The following is a 13,450-nucleotide window of genomic DNA, read 5'->3' on the forward strand; positions in this document are numbered from 1 at the left end:
GGTCCGCCGACCCGGGGGTGGGGGTGGGGCGGGACTTCGTATACGTGGACCCCGGCCCCCGACCCAGCTGACGCCCCCCCGGCGGGGACCACAACCCCCCCCCGCGGGGGGCGCCCCGGGGGGGGGGCCCCGCCGCTCGGCGACGGCCTCAGTCGTCGCCGAACTCCAGGCGCAGGGCCAGCGTGAAGTCGCTCACGGCCTCCTCGTGCCGCTCCATCTCCTGGAAGATCTCGCCGCGCACCCGGTAGGCCCAGATGTACTCGGGGTCCAGCTCGATGGCCCTGTCCAGGTCGCGCAGCGCGGCCTCGTTGTCGCCCATCTCGCTCAGCACCGCGCCCCGGCTGCCGAACGCGCGGTCGTTGTCGGGGTCGAGCTCGACCGCGCGGTTCAGGTCGGCCAGCGCCTCCTGGTAGCGGTCGGTCATGCGCAGCGCCTCGCCGCGCCGGCTCAGCGCCCGCACGTGGTCGGGGTCGGCCTCCAGGGCCCTGGTGTAGTCGGCGATGGCCTCGCTGTAGAGGTGCATGCGCTGGTACAGGTCACCGCGCGCCACCCACGAGTACGCCAGCTCCTCGTTCAACGCGATGATCTTGGCGTGCTCGTCCAGGGCCTCGTCCAGCCGGTCCAGGTCCACCAGGGCGTCGGCCTTGGCCTCCAGGATCCACAGGGACTCGGGGGCGAGGGTGAGCGCGTGGTCGAAGTCGTCCATCGCCTCCTCCAGCCGGCCGAGCGCCGCGTACGCCTGCCCGCGCGAGCCCAGCGCATACGCGCTGTCGGGTTCCAGTCTCAACGACTCGTCGAAGTCGGCCAGGGCGGCCTCGTACCGCTCGATGACCCGATGGCTCTCGCCGCGCAGCCGCCAGGCCCGGGCGTTGTCCGGGACCAGCGTTATCGACTCGGTCAGATCGGCGATAGCGGCCTCGTGCCGCGACAGCGCGATGTACGATTCGGCTCGGCTGCGCAGCACGGACGCGCGCGACTGGGCGGCTGCCTCGGACAGCTCGGTCAGCTCGGACTGGTCGTTGATCCCCTCGCTCATGGAGGGAATCTATCTAACTAAATCTGGATGATGGCCGCCTTTTCCCGGGTGTACTCCAGGACGGAGTCGTGGCCGTACCCGCTGTCCTTCACGCCGCCGAACGGCAGGCCCGGAGGCATCTGGCGGTAGGTGTTCACCCACACGGTGCCGCTCTGCAGATCCCGCACGAACCGGTGCGCCCGTCCGAGGTCCCGCGTCCACACCCCGGCCGCCAGCCCGTACGGCGAGTCGTTGGCGATCTCCAGCGCCTGCTCGTCGCTCTCGAACGGGATGGCCACCGCCACCGGCCCGAAGATCTCCTCCTGGCAGATGCGCAGGCCGTTGTCCTCGGTCGTGTAGAGCGTGGGCGCCACCCAGTAGCCGCCCGGCAGGCCGGGCACCACCTCGGCCCCCGACCGTCCGCCGAAGACCAGCTCGGCCCCCTCCTTCTCGGCCGTCTCCAGGTACGAGCGCACCCGTTCGAACTGCCCGGCCGACACGATCGGGCCCATGGTCGTGGCCAGGTCGAGGGGGTCGTCCAGGACCAGCCCGGCGCAGATGTGCCTGATCCGCCCGAGCAGGTCGTCCCAGATCGACCGGTGGACGAGGATGCGCGAGCCGGCCACGCACACCTGCCCGGCGTTGCCGGTGTAGACCGAGTTCACGGTGACGCCCTGCGCGGCGGCGTCCAGGTCGGCGTCGGGGAAGACGATGTTGGGCGACTTGCCGCCCAGCTCGAACGTCAGCGGCTTCAGCGCGTCCGCCGAGGCCCGGGTGATGGCCTGGCCGGTGGCCGTGGAGCCGGTGAGGCTGATCTTGCCGACGTCCCGGTGCCGGACGAGCGCGTCGCCGACCTCCTCGCCGAGCCCGCTGACGATGTTCAGCACGCCGGGCGGGAACACCTCGGCCAGCAGCTCCCCCAGCCGCAGCACCGACGCGCCGGCCTGCTCGGCGGGCTTGACGATCACCGTGTTCCCGGCGGCCAGGGCGTAGGCGGCCTTGGCGGAGAAGGTGGAGATGGGGGAGTTCCACGGGATGATGCAGACCGCCACCCCGTACGGCTCGCGCCGCGTCAGCCCGAGGGTGTCGGGCCCGAGCAGGACGGTGTCGCCCTTGACCGCCTCCAGGCACTGCCCGGCGGCCAGCTGCCACAGGTGGGCCATGCCCGGCAGGTCCTTCTTGAGTGTGTCGCGCAGGATGCGGCCGTTGTCGCGGGTCTCCAGCCGGGCCAGTTCCTCGGCGTGCCGGGCGAACAGCTCCGACACCTTGCGCAGGAAGTGCGCCCGGCCCAGGGCGGGCATGGCCGACCAGGCGGGGAAGGCCGCCCGCGCCGCCGCCACGGCGGCCTCGGCCTCGCGCGCGCCACTGGCCGGGATCCGGGCCCACGCCTCGCCCGTGGCGGGGTTGACGGTGTCCATCGTCCGGTCCGCGGGGACCAGCTCGCCGCCGATGAGATTGCGGTAGTCAGGCACGCGCCCAAGCATATGCTTGCTTGTGACGGGCAGGCCAGCCCCGGACGGATCGCGGCATAATGGTCTTCCGTGAAAATCGACCTGACCTGGCCGGAAACCGCCGACGAGCCCCTGCTCGCCGCCGTCCACCGCGTGCTGCACGCCGTCGTCGAGCTGGGTGGCGCGGTCGGCTACCTCGCGCCGCCCACCAGGGACGAGACCGACCCCTGGGTGGAGGCCACGCTCGCCATGGCCGGGAAGGGCGAGGGGCGGCTCGCCCTCGCCACGGTCGACGGCACGGTGCAGGCCATGGGCCTGTGGCGACGCGGCCAGGAGGCGGTCTTCCGGCACTCCGGCGAGATCGGCAAGGTCATGGCCCACCCGCAGGCGCGCGGGCTCGGGCTCGGCCGGGTGGTCGTGTCCGGCCTCGTGGACGACGCCCGCGCCGCCGGCATCGAGACGCTCACGCTGCGGGCGCGCGGCAACAACCACGGCGCGATCGCGCTGTACCAGAGCCTCGGGTTCCGCGAGTGGGGGCGGCTGCCGAACGTGGTCGAGGTGGGCGAATGGCGCTTCGACGAGGTGAACATGTACCTGGAGCTCGGCCGCCCGCCCGGCACCGTCCTGCACGGCTCCTCCCCAGGCGGCCCCGGCTCCTCGCCCCAGCCCGGCTCCTAGCCTCGGTCCCGCCTCCTCCCCGCAGCCCGCCTCCTCCCCGCAGCCCGCCTCCTCCCCGCAGCCCGGCTTCTCGTCTCAGCCCGGCTAGGATCGGGGCATGCTGCTGGCCCCCGGAGTGCACGCCGTCGTCACCGACCGCCACGGAGGGGTCAGCGCCCCGCCGTACGGCTCACGCAACCTCGGCGGCATGGTCGGCGACGACCCGGCGGCCGTCCGGGCCAACCGCGAGGGCCTGGCGGCCGAGCTGGGCGTGCGCGCCGTCGTCTACATGCGCCAGGTCCACAGCGCCGACGTCGCCTACGTGAGCGAGCCGTTCGGTGACGACCCGCCGCCGCTCGACGGCGTGTTCACCACCGAGCCGCGCCTGGCGCTGGCCTCGCTGGGCGCCGACTGCCCGGCCGTGCTGGTGGCCGACCCCGAGGCGCGCATGGTCGGCGCCGCCCACTCCGGACGTCCCGGCACGGAGGCGGGCGTGGCCACCGCCCTGGTCGAGGCCATGACGGCCAAGGGCGCCCGGCCGGGCCGGATGGTCGCGCTGATCGGCCCCGGCGCCTGCGGCCGCTGCTACGAGGTGCCCGAGGACCTGCGCGAGCAGGTGGCCTCAAAGGTGCCGCCCACGTGGTCCACGACGTCGTGGGGGACCCCGGCGCTCGACCTGCGGGCCGGGATCGAGTCCCAGCTCAGGGCGGCGGGCGTCGCCGACGTGCGGCACGACGCGCGCTGCACCATCGAGTCCGCCGAGCTCTACTCCCACCGCCGCGAACAGCCCGGCGGCCGCTTCGCCGGCCTCATCTGGCTGACCTGACCCGGAAGCCGGCCCCGCAGGGGGCTACTTCTCGCGGGAGCCGTTGAAGACGACGTTCACGATGATGATCCCGACCCAGATCGGGATCAGCGCGATCGCCCGCCCGCCCCCCGCGAAGGCCAGCGCGACCGTGGACAGCGTGCCCAGGGAGAGCGAGACGATCGCCAGCGCCAGCCGCTGGCCGTCGGACCCCCTGGCGGGCGCCTTGGCACGCGGAGCCGCGCCGGCCAGGCGCTCGTCGACCCGCCGGTCGACCTCCTGGCCCACCTTGTCGAGGAACGACTCCACCAGGGCGTCCTCGAAGTCGGGGCCGAGGTCGCGCCGCGCGGACACGGCCGCCTTGAGCTCATCACCGGTGGTCATAAGGGAGAGACTAGACCGCTTTGCCCCCTAACGGGCGAGGATGTCGTCGAGGTCGTAGCTGACCGGCCGTTCCAGCTGCTCGTACGTGCACGACTCGGGTGTGCGGTCGGGCCGCCACCGCCGGAAGTGCGCCGTGTGCCGGAACCGGTCGCCCTCCATCTGGTCGTAGGCCACCTCGATCACCAGCTCGGGCCGGAGCGGGATGAACGACAGGTCCTTCTTGGCGTTCCACCGCGACACCGCGCCCGGCACCCGCTGCCCGCCGGTCGCGGGCCCCGCCGCCGGCTGCCCGGCGTTGGCCGTGGCCTGCTCGGCCCAGTGGCCCCACGGGTGCTCGCTGAGCTCCGCCAGGTACGGCTTGAGCTCCTCCACCAGCTCGGCCCGGCGCGCCATGGGGAACGAGGCCGCCACGCCCACGTGGTGCAGCCGGCCGTCGTCGCCGTAGAGGCCGAGCAGCAGCGAGCCGACGATGGGCCCGGTCTTGTGCTCGCGGTAGCCGCAGATCACCACGTCGGCCGTGCGCTCGTGCTTGACCTTGAACATCGTGCGCTTGTCGGGCACGTACGGCTGGTCGCCCGGCTTGACGATGATGCCGTCGAGGCCCGCCCCCTCGAAGGCGTCGAACCATTCGCGCGCCTGCTCGTCGGCGGTGGTGACCGGCGTCAGCCGGACGGACCCGCCCTGGTGCGGGAACAGCTCCTCCAGCCGCCGCCGCCGCTCGGAGAACGGCTCCTCCATCAGCGACTCGTCGCCCACGGCCAGCAGGTCGAAGGCGATGAACTGGGCCGGGGTCTGCTCCGAGAGCAGCTTGACCCGCGAGGCGGCCGGATGGATGCGCTGCTGGAGGGCGTCGAAGTCGAGCTGCGCCCCGCGGGGCAGCACGATCTCGCCGTCGATCACCACCTTGCCGGGCAGCTCGGCCTTGACCGCCTCGACCAGCTCGGGGAAGTAGCGGGTGAACGGACGCTCGTTGCGGCTGCCGAGGTAGACCTCGTCGCCGTCCCTGAACACGATGCAGCGGAAGCCGTCCCACTTGGGCTCGTAGAACAGGGTGCCGTCCTGCTTGGGCATGGCCTTGACCGGCTTGGCCAGCATCGGCGGCACGGGCGGCCGGACCGGGAGGTTGGGCACCGGCTCCGGCTCTTCGACGGGCTGCTCGGTCATGGGCTCTGCTCCCTCGTGTATCTGCAGAAGAGGACCCCCTCCTCTTCCAGGACCTGGCGGAGGTCAAGCGGGACCTGCGCGGCCACGCCGTTCAGTATGCGGGCCGCGCCGCCCGCGACCAGCATGGGACTCACCGACAGGCACAACTCGTCGATGAGGTCGTCGGCCGACAGCTGCGCGTTGATGCGCGGGCCGCCCTCGCACAGCACGCGGGTCAGGCCCCGCTCGTGCAGCTCGCGCACGGCCAGCCGCATGTCGACGCCGTCGTCGCCGGCGATGATCAGGTCGGACCGCCGGCCGGCCAGCTTGCGGCGCTCGGCGGGCGCGGACTCACAGGTGATCACGATCGTCGGGTTGGTCGCGTCGGTGAACAGCTCGCCGTCGAGGTCGAGGTCGAGGCTGCGGGTGATCACCGCGATGGGCGGCACGTCGGGCCGCCCGGCCCGGATCGACGACCAGGAGGCGCGCGGCTTGACCGGGCCGTAGCCCTCGGTGCGGACGGTCGCCGCCCCCGCGACGATCACGTCGGACAACCCGCGCAGGACGGCGAAGATGCGCTTGTCGCCCCTGCTGGACAGCCCGCCCGAGCGCCCCTGCAGCCACGCCGCGCCGTCGGCGCTGGAGACCATGTTGAGCCGCAGCCAGGGCCGCCCCTCGGGGTAGGCGTACGCCTCGGGGATGTCCGGATTGTCTTGAAAGTCGGGATAGATGCGCCGCACTCCTCTACCTTGGCACACCCCACCGACAAACCGTCCCCGGGGGTTTTGCGGCTGACAGCACTTTTGAGTAACTGAAGGACGAAAGGCCCGGAGTCTGCATACGGTGACGGCAGAGCCTCGCCGGGAGGGGACATGGGCCTGCTCACCGCCGTCACATGGACGATCGCCGCACTGATCGGGATCTACCTGCTCCACCGCTGGCTCTCGGCCGGCGGCCTGCGCCGCCAGGAGGCCAAGGTCACCCGCTTCCCGGTGACGCTGCTGCTGTCCCATCCGGCGCTCGCGGCCGCGTCGCTGGCCTGCTGGGTGGCCTACCTGCTGACCGGCCGCGCCCCGCTGGCCTGGCTCGCCCTCTGCGGGCTCACCGTGGCCGCGCTGCTGGGCTTCACGATGTTCACCCGCTGGCTCGGCGGCGGCCGCCACCAGCGCCGGGCCACCGGCTTCCCGGTGCTCGCGGTGATCCTGCACGGCGTGGCCGGGGTGACCACGTTCGCGCTGCTCCTCGTCACGGCCGGCATCGCCCGCGTCTTCTGACGGCCCCGCGGGTCAATACGGCCAGGCGGTCGATGGAGCTAGGGCGTCTGCGGCTCCCTGGGCAGCCGCAGGACCTGGAACGACCGGCCGGTCACCGCCACCAGGTCGCCCGCCCGCCACCGCTCGTCGCCGAACGCCTCCTCCACCACGTCGTGACAGGTGTCGAGCACCGGCAGCCACTCGGCCCCGAACTCCGGCCCCGGCAGCGTGAACGACAGGTTCTCGTGGTGGGCGTTGATGAGCAGGAGGAAGGAGTCGTCCACGATCCGCTCGCCGCGCGGGCCCGGCTCGGTGATGGCCTCGCCGTTGAGGTAGACCATCAGCGACTTGGCGTAGCCGGTGTGCCAGTCGCCGGCCGTCATCTCCTTGCCGCCCGGGGTCAGCCAGACCAGGTCGCGCTTGCCGTTGTCGGGGTGGCGGCCGTGGAAGAAGCGGCGGCGCTGGAAGACCGGGTGCTCGCGGCGCAGCTTCGACAACGTCTTGACGAACTCCAGCAGGTCGGACTCGGCGTGCAGCATCGACCAGTCGATCCAGGCCAGCTCGTTGTCCTGGCAGTAGGCGTTGTTGTTGCCCCGCTGCGTGCGGCCGATCTCGTCGCCGTGGGAGAGCATCGGCACGCCCTGCGACAGGAACAGCGTGGTCAGGAAGTTGCGGCGCTGGCGGCGGCGGAGGGCGACGATGTGCGGGTCCTCCACCGGGCCCTCGGCGCCGCAGTTCCAGGAGCGGTTGTCGTTGGTGCCGTCGCGGTTCTCCTCGGCGTTGGCCTCGTTGTGCTTGTGGTCGTAGGAGACCAGGTCGGTCAGGGTGAAGCCGTCGTGGCAGGTGACGAAGTTGATCGAGGCCACCGGGCGGCGGCCGGAGGACTCGTACAGGTCGGCCGAGCCGGTCAGGCGGGAGGCGAACTCGGGGAGCGCGGAGTTGGTGCCCCGCCAGAAGTCGCGCACGATGTCGCGGTACTTGCCGTTCCACTCCGTCCAGAGCGGCGGGAAGTTGCCGACCTGGTAGCCGCCCGGCCCGACGTCCCAGGGCTCGGCGATCAGCTTCACCTGCGAGATCACCGGGTCCTGCTGGATGAGGTCGAAGAACGCGCTCAGCCGGTCGACGTCGTGCAGCTCCCTGGCCAGGGCCGAGGCCAGGTCGAAGCGGAAGCCGTCGACGTGCATCTCCAGCACCCAGTAGCGCAGCGAGTCCATGATGAGCTGCAGGGCGTGCGGCGAGCGCACGTTGAGCGAGTTGCCGCACCCGGTGTAGTCGAGGTAGTAACGCCGGTCGCCGTCGTGCAGGCGGTAGTAGTTGACGTTGTCGATGCCCCGGAAGCCCAGCGTGGGGCCCATGTGGTCGCCCTCGGCGGTGTGGTTGTAGACCACGTCGAGGATGACCTCGATGCCCGCCTCGTGCAGCGCCCGCACCATCGCCTTGAACTCCAGCACCTGCTGGCCGCGGGTGCCCGAGCCGGAGTAGCGGCCGTGGGGGGCCAGGTAGGCCATCGTGTTGTAGCCCCAGTAGTTGGTCAGCCCCCGGGCCACCAGGAAGTGCTCGGGCACGTAGTGGTGCACCGGCATGAGCTCGACCGCCGTCACCCCGATGGACAGCAGGTGCTCGATGATCGCCGGGTGCCCGACCCCGGCGTACGTGCCGCGCAGGTCCTGGGGCACGCCCGGGTGGCGCATGGTCAGCCCCCGCACGTGCGCCTCGTAGATCACCGTCTCGTGGTACGGGATGCGCGGCGGCCGGTCGTTGCCCCACTCGAAGAACGGGTTGATCACCACGTTCTTCGGCATGTACGGGGCGCTGTCCTCCCTGTTGCGCACCGACGGATCGGTGAAGTAGTAGGGGAACAGCGCCTCGTTCCAGGTCAGCTCGCCGTCGATGGCCTTGGCGTAGGGGTCGAGCAGCAGCTTGGAGGGGTCGCAGCGACGCCCCTGCGACGGCTCGTACGGCCCATGGACGCGGTAGCCGTACCGCTGGCCCGGCTGGATCCCCGGCAGGTAGCCGTGCCAGACGAAGCCGTCGACCTCCGGGAGCGGCACCCGCTCCTCGCTGTCGTCGTCGTGAAAAAGGCACAGCTCGACCCGCTCGGCGACCTCGGAGAACACGGCAAAGCTGGTGCCGACGCCGTCCCAGGTGCCGCCGAGTGGATAGGGTTCGCCCGGCCAGACCTCGCGCATGTGACCCAATTGTCGCACGCGAATGCGTTCCTGTTAGAGGAGTTCGGCTTTCAGGGTGATCGTGGTGCCCGCCAACGCCTTGCTGACCGGGCAGTTCGCCTTGGCGGTCGCGGCGGCCTCCTGGAACTGCTCGGCCGAGATGCCCGGAACGTGCCCCTGCACGGTGAGCACGATGCCCGTGATGCCCTCGCCCGGCTGGAACGTCACGTCCGCGCTCGTGCGCAGCGACTCCGGCGGCGTGCCGGCGCCGGCCAGGGCGTGCGACAGGGCCATGGAGAAGCACGAGGAGTGGGCGGCGGCGATGAGCTCCTCGGGCGAGGTGCGGCCGCCGGGGGCCTCGGCCCTGGAGGGCCAGGAGACCTCGAACGTGCCCACGCCCGAGCTGTCGAGCGAGACGGTGCCCGAGCCGTCGAGCAGGGCGCCCTTCCATTGCGTGGTGGCGGTGCGGGTGGTGGCCATGGCGGGTGATCCCTCCGGTCGTCGTCCGTTCGACACTATCGCGGGGCCGCGGAGCCGGTGGCGGGGGGCGTTCGCCTCAACATTTCCGGCGAATGGTGACATGCTCGGGTCGCGGCGCACCCGCCCGCCTTGGTCCGGACCACGGGAGTGTGGTGCCAGTGGAGGCACCGTACGACGACCGCCTGCTGCACCAGCGGGTGGTCGGCGGCGACGAGTCGGCGCTGGGGGAGGTCTACGATCGGCTGTCCGCACTGATCTTCGGGCTCTCCTTACGGGTCACCAGGGACCGCGTGATCGCCGAGGACATCACGCAGGAGGTGTTCCTGGTGTTCTGGGAGCGCCCGCTGGCCTACGACCCCGGACGCGGCGCGCTGCGCGCCTGGCTGGCCACGATCGCCCACCGCCGCGCGGTCGACCACGTACGGGCCGAGGAGCGCCGCCGGGTCTCCGCGCTCGGGCCGCGGCTGTTCGAGCGCGAGCCCGCCAGGCTGGAGGAGGCCGTGCTGGCCGCCGAGGAGGCCGAACGCGTGCGGCAGGCGGTGACGTCGTTGCCCGAGGGGCTGCGCCGGCCGGTGGAGCTGGCCTACTTCGGCGGCCGGACGTACCGGCAGGTGAGCGAGGAACTGGGCGTGCCCGAGGGCACGGCCAAGTCGCGCATCCGGCTGGCGCTGCGGCGCCTGGCCGACGCGCTGGCGGAGGAAGAAGCGTGATGGATCCTGTCGAGCGCCTGTATCTGGACGCGTTGATGGAGGACCCGGCGGTGTCGGTCCGTTCCCTGCGCCCGCAACTCCTGGCCGGGGCCAGGGCCCGCCGCCGCCCCGCGGCGCCGACCGCCGGCTGGGCGCTGCCGTACGCCGGCCGCGTCGCCGCCATGGACGCGCTGCTGGCCGCGGCCGTGGACGACGACTGGGCGCGCGTCGTCGTCGAGGGCTGGACGCTCCAGGAGCTCGTGGCCCACCTGGCCGCCAAGGACGGCCTGCTGGCCGCCTCCGTCGGCGCGCCCGTGCTCGGCCCGCCACTGGCAGACCTGGACGCGGCCGGCCGCACGGCGGACGTGCAGGCCTACGAGCGGGCCCGCAGCCCCGAGCAGACCAGGCGCGACTGGCGGGCCCAGGCCGACGCCCTCTGCCGCCACCTGGGCGAGCTCGACCCGGCCACCCCGGCCACGGTGGACGGCATGGAGACGGTCGTGCGCGACCACGTCCTGGCCAGGAGCCTGGAGACGTGGGTGCACGCCGCCGACGCCGCCACGGCGGCCGGGGTCCGCCTGCCCGACCCGGTGCCCGAGCACATCCGCCCCACGGCCGACCTGTGCGCCCGCCTGCTGCCCTGGACGATGCTCCTGTCCGGCCTGGACGGCTCCGGCCGGACCCTGCGTCTCACCCTCACCGGCGCGGGCGGCGGCGACTGGCGCATCCCGCTCGGCGTCACCGACACCGCCCCGGGCCCGCCGGACGCCCACCTGACGGCGGACGTGGTCGCGTTCTGCTTCCTGCTGGGCGGCAGGGGCGAGCCGGACGCCTTCCCCGCCGAGCTGACGGGCGACCTCGCGCTGGCCCGCGACGTCCTGACCACGGCTCCCGCCCTGTCGGGACCGTGAGCTGGTAAGCTGTGATCGATCTGTGACCTAATATAGGGTGATAAATCGGGATCCATAGGGAATCCTTTGATCCGAAGTCCAGCAGAGGGCTTCACCTCACGTTCAAACGTGGCGTGCCTCTGCCTGGGCTTTTTCCATGGGCGGGGCCGCCTTCGGGCATATGGAGCTACTCAGATGGCCGTCCTGGATATCGCACTCGACGAAATGACCGCCGAACAGCTTCTGGCTGAGATGAACAGGCCGGAAGCCTCGGACGAGCACAAGGCCCGCATCCGTGAGCGCGTCGTCACCATGTACGACTCCCTCGTCACCGAGGTCACCCGTCGCTACCGCCACCAGCGCGAGCCGATGGAGGACCTGCGCCAGGCCGCGTACGTCGGCCTGATGAAGGCCATCAACGGCTTCGACCCCGAGCTCGGCCACGAGTTCCGCGGCTACGCCATGATCACGATGGTCGGCGAGGTCAAGCGGCACTTCCGCGACCGCACCTGGGCCGTCAAGGTGCCGCGCGTCTACCAGGAGCGCCGGCTGGAGCTCAACAAGGCCACCGCCGACCTCACCCAGACGCTCGGCCACTCGCCCACCGTCGCCGAGCTCGCCGCGCACATGAACATCACCGAGGAGGACGTCCTGCTCACCCTGGACGCCTCCACCGCCTACAGCGCCCTGTCGCTGGACGCCCCCGTCGGCGGCGACAACGACGGCGCCGACCTCGGCGACTTCCTGCCCTCGCAGGACGAGTCGCTGGACACGCTGCTCGGCAAGTACGCGGTCAAGCCGCTCATCGACGCCCTGCCGTCGCGGGAGCGCAACATCCTGCTGATGCGCTTCTACGGCAACATGACCCAGTCGGAGATCGCCGCCGAGTTCGGCATCTCGCAGATGCACGTCTCCCGCATCCTGCGCGCCGTGCTGAACCAGCTCCGCACCGCCCTGTCGGACTGACCGGGGTGGGCGGGCGGCCCCCTGCTCCAGGGCCAGAACCCGGGCCCCCGGCGGCCCCGCCCAGCGGGCGGCCGCCGGGGGCGACAGGATCACTCCCCGCCGATCTCCATGACGAGGTCTCGGGCGTATTCGTCGTCGCTCTCCTCCAGCACCCGCCGGACGCCCTGCTCGGCCCGCTCGTCGCCGCGCGCCGCGAGCCCCCGCGCCGCCTCGGCCACCGTGCGCAGGTCGGCGTCGGCCAGCCGGTCGGCCAGCGCCTCCCGGATGCGGGGCGTGTCCGCCGACAGCCCGGCCAGCCCGGCCGTGGCCCAGTCGCGGACCTCGGCCTCCTCGTCCCGGGACATCTCGATGAGCAGCGACAGGCCCTCCTCGTGGTCGGCGGGCAGGACGTCGGCCAGCGCGATGGCGTCGGTCATCGTGCGCTTGTGGCCCGGCCGGCCGATGATGTCGAGCACGGCGGGCAGCGCGCGCGGGTCGCCCTGGTGGCCGAGCGCGGCCAGCACCGAGCGCAGCACTTGCGGATTGCCCTCGGTGGTCACCATCTTCTGCAGCAGCGCGAGCGTGCGGTCGAGGTAGGGCTTCTCGCCGTCGGCGAACCCGAACTGGGCGATCGCGTCGACCCCGAACTCCCGCTCGCGCGCGTCCTCGCTCACGCACAGCCGGGACAGGGCCTCGTACGTCTCGTCGTCGGCCCGCCGGCCCAGCGAGTCGGCCACGATCCACCAGGTCTCGGCGTCCTCGTCGACGTCGCGGTGGGCGACGGCCCTGGCGACGAGCTGATCGACCGGCGTGTGGACGCCCGCCGCGTCCTCCAGGACGGTCGCCACGGCGGCGTGGCCCCGCTGGGCCTGCACCTGCTCGGTCTGCGAGCCGTCGGGGGAGCGGCCGGCCACGGTGACCAGCTCGGTGCCGTCCTTGGCGTACTGGCGGCCGACGACGTACTCCCAGCCCTCCTGGGCGATCTGGTCGAGCAGCGCGGACTCCAGGTGCACGCCCACCCAGTCGGCCGCGATGTCGAGCGGGCTGTCGCCGTCGCCGTCGAACTTCTCGTGGTCGGCGCCCGCCTCCAGCAGCGTCTGGACCACGCCCAGCGCCCCGCGCCTGGCCGCCAGCGTGAGCGGCGTGTCGCCGTCGTCGTTGGCCGCGTCGACCTCGGCCCCGGCCTCGATCAGCACGCCCGCGGTCGCGGCGTGGCCGTTGGCGGCGGCCCAGAGCAGCGCCGTCCAGCCGCCTGCCTCGCGGCCGTTGACGTCGGCGCCGGCCGCCAGCAGCGCCTCGGCGACCTCGACGCGGTCCCAGGCGGCGGCCGCGCACAGCGGCAGCCCGGCCTCCTCGCCCTCGCTGGCCTTGTTGGGGTCGGCGCCGCCGGTGAGCAGCTTGCCCACGGTCTCGGTCTCGCCGTTCAACGCCGCGCGATAGAGCTGTTCCTCATGCATGACAGGACCCTAGCGTCTTCGCAGCCCGCGGTCGCCGGAGCACGCTGACGGGCGGCCTGGAGGCCCAGGGACCCATCCAAGGGTGTACGGATGTTCCTCCCAGGGGAGGAGCC

At 72.4% G+C, this 13,450-nt stretch carries 14 protein-coding genes; 6 read left to right on the top strand and 8 right to left on the bottom strand.

Annotation, left to right across the window (positions count from 1 at the left end):
* Nucleotides 1-148 precede the first annotated feature (148 nt).
* Nucleotides 149-1,036 carry a tetratricopeptide repeat protein gene (locus ABT158_RS42920; RefSeq protein ID WP_352363773.1) on the bottom strand — a complete coding sequence of 296 codons (888 nt, stop codon included), beginning with the start codon at nt 1,034-1,036 and terminating at the stop codon, nt 149-151.
* 17 nt (nt 1,037-1,053) lie between these two features.
* A complete protein-coding gene (locus tag ABT158_RS42925; RefSeq protein ID WP_502911615.1) occupies nt 1,054-2,499 on the bottom strand; it encodes an aldehyde dehydrogenase family protein in 1,446 nt (481 codons plus the stop codon).
* 57 nt (nt 2,500-2,556) lie between these two features.
* Here ABT158_RS42925 and ABT158_RS42930 point away from each other — a divergent pair, with 57 nt between their 5' ends.
* Together ABT158_RS42930 and pgeF are read left to right on the top strand one after the other, a co-directional pair.
* Nucleotides 2,557-3,144, top strand: a complete 588-nt coding sequence (locus ABT158_RS42930; protein ID WP_352363777.1) for a GNAT family N-acetyltransferase — start codon at nt 2,557-2,559, stop codon at nt 3,142-3,144.
* A gap of 97 nt (nt 3,145-3,241) precedes the next feature.
* Nucleotides 3,242-3,949: a peptidoglycan editing factor PgeF gene (pgeF, locus tag ABT158_RS42935; RefSeq protein ID WP_352363779.1), complete on the top strand. Its 708-nt coding sequence runs from the start codon at nt 3,242-3,244 to the stop codon at nt 3,947-3,949.
* 24 nt (nt 3,950-3,973) lie between these two features.
* On the opposite strand, the gene ABT158_RS42940 is transcribed toward pgeF, so the two are convergent.
* Genes ABT158_RS42940 through ABT158_RS42950 form a run of 3 tightly spaced genes read right to left on the bottom strand, consistent with a single transcriptional unit; the run spans nt 3,974 to nt 6,195 of the window.
* Complete coding sequence (locus tag ABT158_RS42940; RefSeq protein ID WP_352363781.1) at nt 3,974-4,312, bottom strand: hypothetical protein; 339 nt, start codon at nt 4,310-4,312, stop codon at nt 3,974-3,976.
* Nucleotides 4,313-4,339: 27 nt separating this feature from the next.
* Nucleotides 4,340-5,476: an ATP-dependent DNA ligase gene (locus tag ABT158_RS42945; RefSeq protein ID WP_352363783.1), complete on the bottom strand. Its 1,137-nt coding sequence runs from the start codon at nt 5,474-5,476 to the stop codon at nt 4,340-4,342.
* Nucleotides 5,473-6,195, bottom strand: coding sequence for a pyrimidine reductase family protein (locus ABT158_RS42950; RefSeq protein WP_352325690.1), 723 nt, complete (start codon nt 6,193-6,195; stop codon nt 5,473-5,475). The genes ABT158_RS42945 and ABT158_RS42950 overlap by 4 nt, the downstream gene beginning before the upstream one ends.
* 132 nt (nt 6,196-6,327) lie before the next feature.
* Between ABT158_RS42950 and ABT158_RS42955 the strand changes: the two genes are divergently transcribed.
* Nucleotides 6,328-6,729, top strand: a complete 402-nt coding sequence (locus ABT158_RS42955) for a hypothetical protein (protein WP_352363786.1) — start codon at nt 6,328-6,330, stop codon at nt 6,727-6,729.
* A 38-nt stretch (nt 6,730-6,767) separates the two neighbouring features.
* Here ABT158_RS42955 and glgX read toward each other — a convergent pair whose 3' ends face one another.
* The gene (gene glgX / locus ABT158_RS42960) at nt 6,768-8,897 is read right to left on the bottom strand and encodes a glycogen debranching protein GlgX (protein ID WP_352363788.1); all 2,130 of its coding nucleotides are present in this window, start codon (nt 8,895-8,897) and stop codon (nt 6,768-6,770) included.
* A 33-nt stretch (nt 8,898-8,930) separates the two neighbouring features.
* Complete coding sequence (locus ABT158_RS42965) at nt 8,931-9,356, bottom strand: OsmC family protein (RefSeq protein WP_352363790.1); 426 nt, start codon at nt 9,354-9,356, stop codon at nt 8,931-8,933.
* 158 nt (nt 9,357-9,514) lie between these two features.
* Here ABT158_RS42965 and ABT158_RS42970 point away from each other — a divergent pair, with 158 nt between their 5' ends.
* From ABT158_RS42970 to ABT158_RS42980, 3 genes are all read left to right on the top strand, one after another.
* Nucleotides 9,515-10,066: a sigma-70 family RNA polymerase sigma factor gene (locus ABT158_RS42970; protein ID WP_352363792.1), complete on the top strand. Its 552-nt coding sequence runs from the start codon at nt 9,515-9,517 to the stop codon at nt 10,064-10,066.
* Entirely contained in the window at nt 10,066-10,956 is an 891-nt protein-coding gene (locus tag ABT158_RS42975; protein ID WP_352363794.1) for a maleylpyruvate isomerase family mycothiol-dependent enzyme, read from the top strand. The genes ABT158_RS42970 and ABT158_RS42975 overlap by 1 nt, the downstream gene beginning before the upstream one ends.
* 174 nt (nt 10,957-11,130) lie before the next feature.
* Nucleotides 11,131-11,901, top strand: coding sequence for a SigB/SigF/SigG family RNA polymerase sigma factor (locus ABT158_RS42980; protein ID WP_352363796.1), 771 nt, complete (start codon nt 11,131-11,133; stop codon nt 11,899-11,901).
* Between the two features lie 89 nt (nt 11,902-11,990).
* Here ABT158_RS42980 and ABT158_RS42985 read toward each other — a convergent pair whose 3' ends face one another.
* Nucleotides 11,991-13,337 (bottom strand): ankyrin repeat domain-containing protein, encoded by a 1,347-nt coding sequence (locus tag ABT158_RS42985; protein ID WP_352363798.1) that lies wholly within the window; start codon nt 13,335-13,337, stop codon nt 11,991-11,993.
* Between the last annotated feature and the right edge of the window lie 113 nt (nt 13,338-13,450).

The organism is Nonomuraea sp. NPDC001636 (assembly GCF_040298265.1).
Lineage (GTDB): Bacteria > Actinomycetota > Actinomycetes > Streptosporangiales > Streptosporangiaceae > Nonomuraea.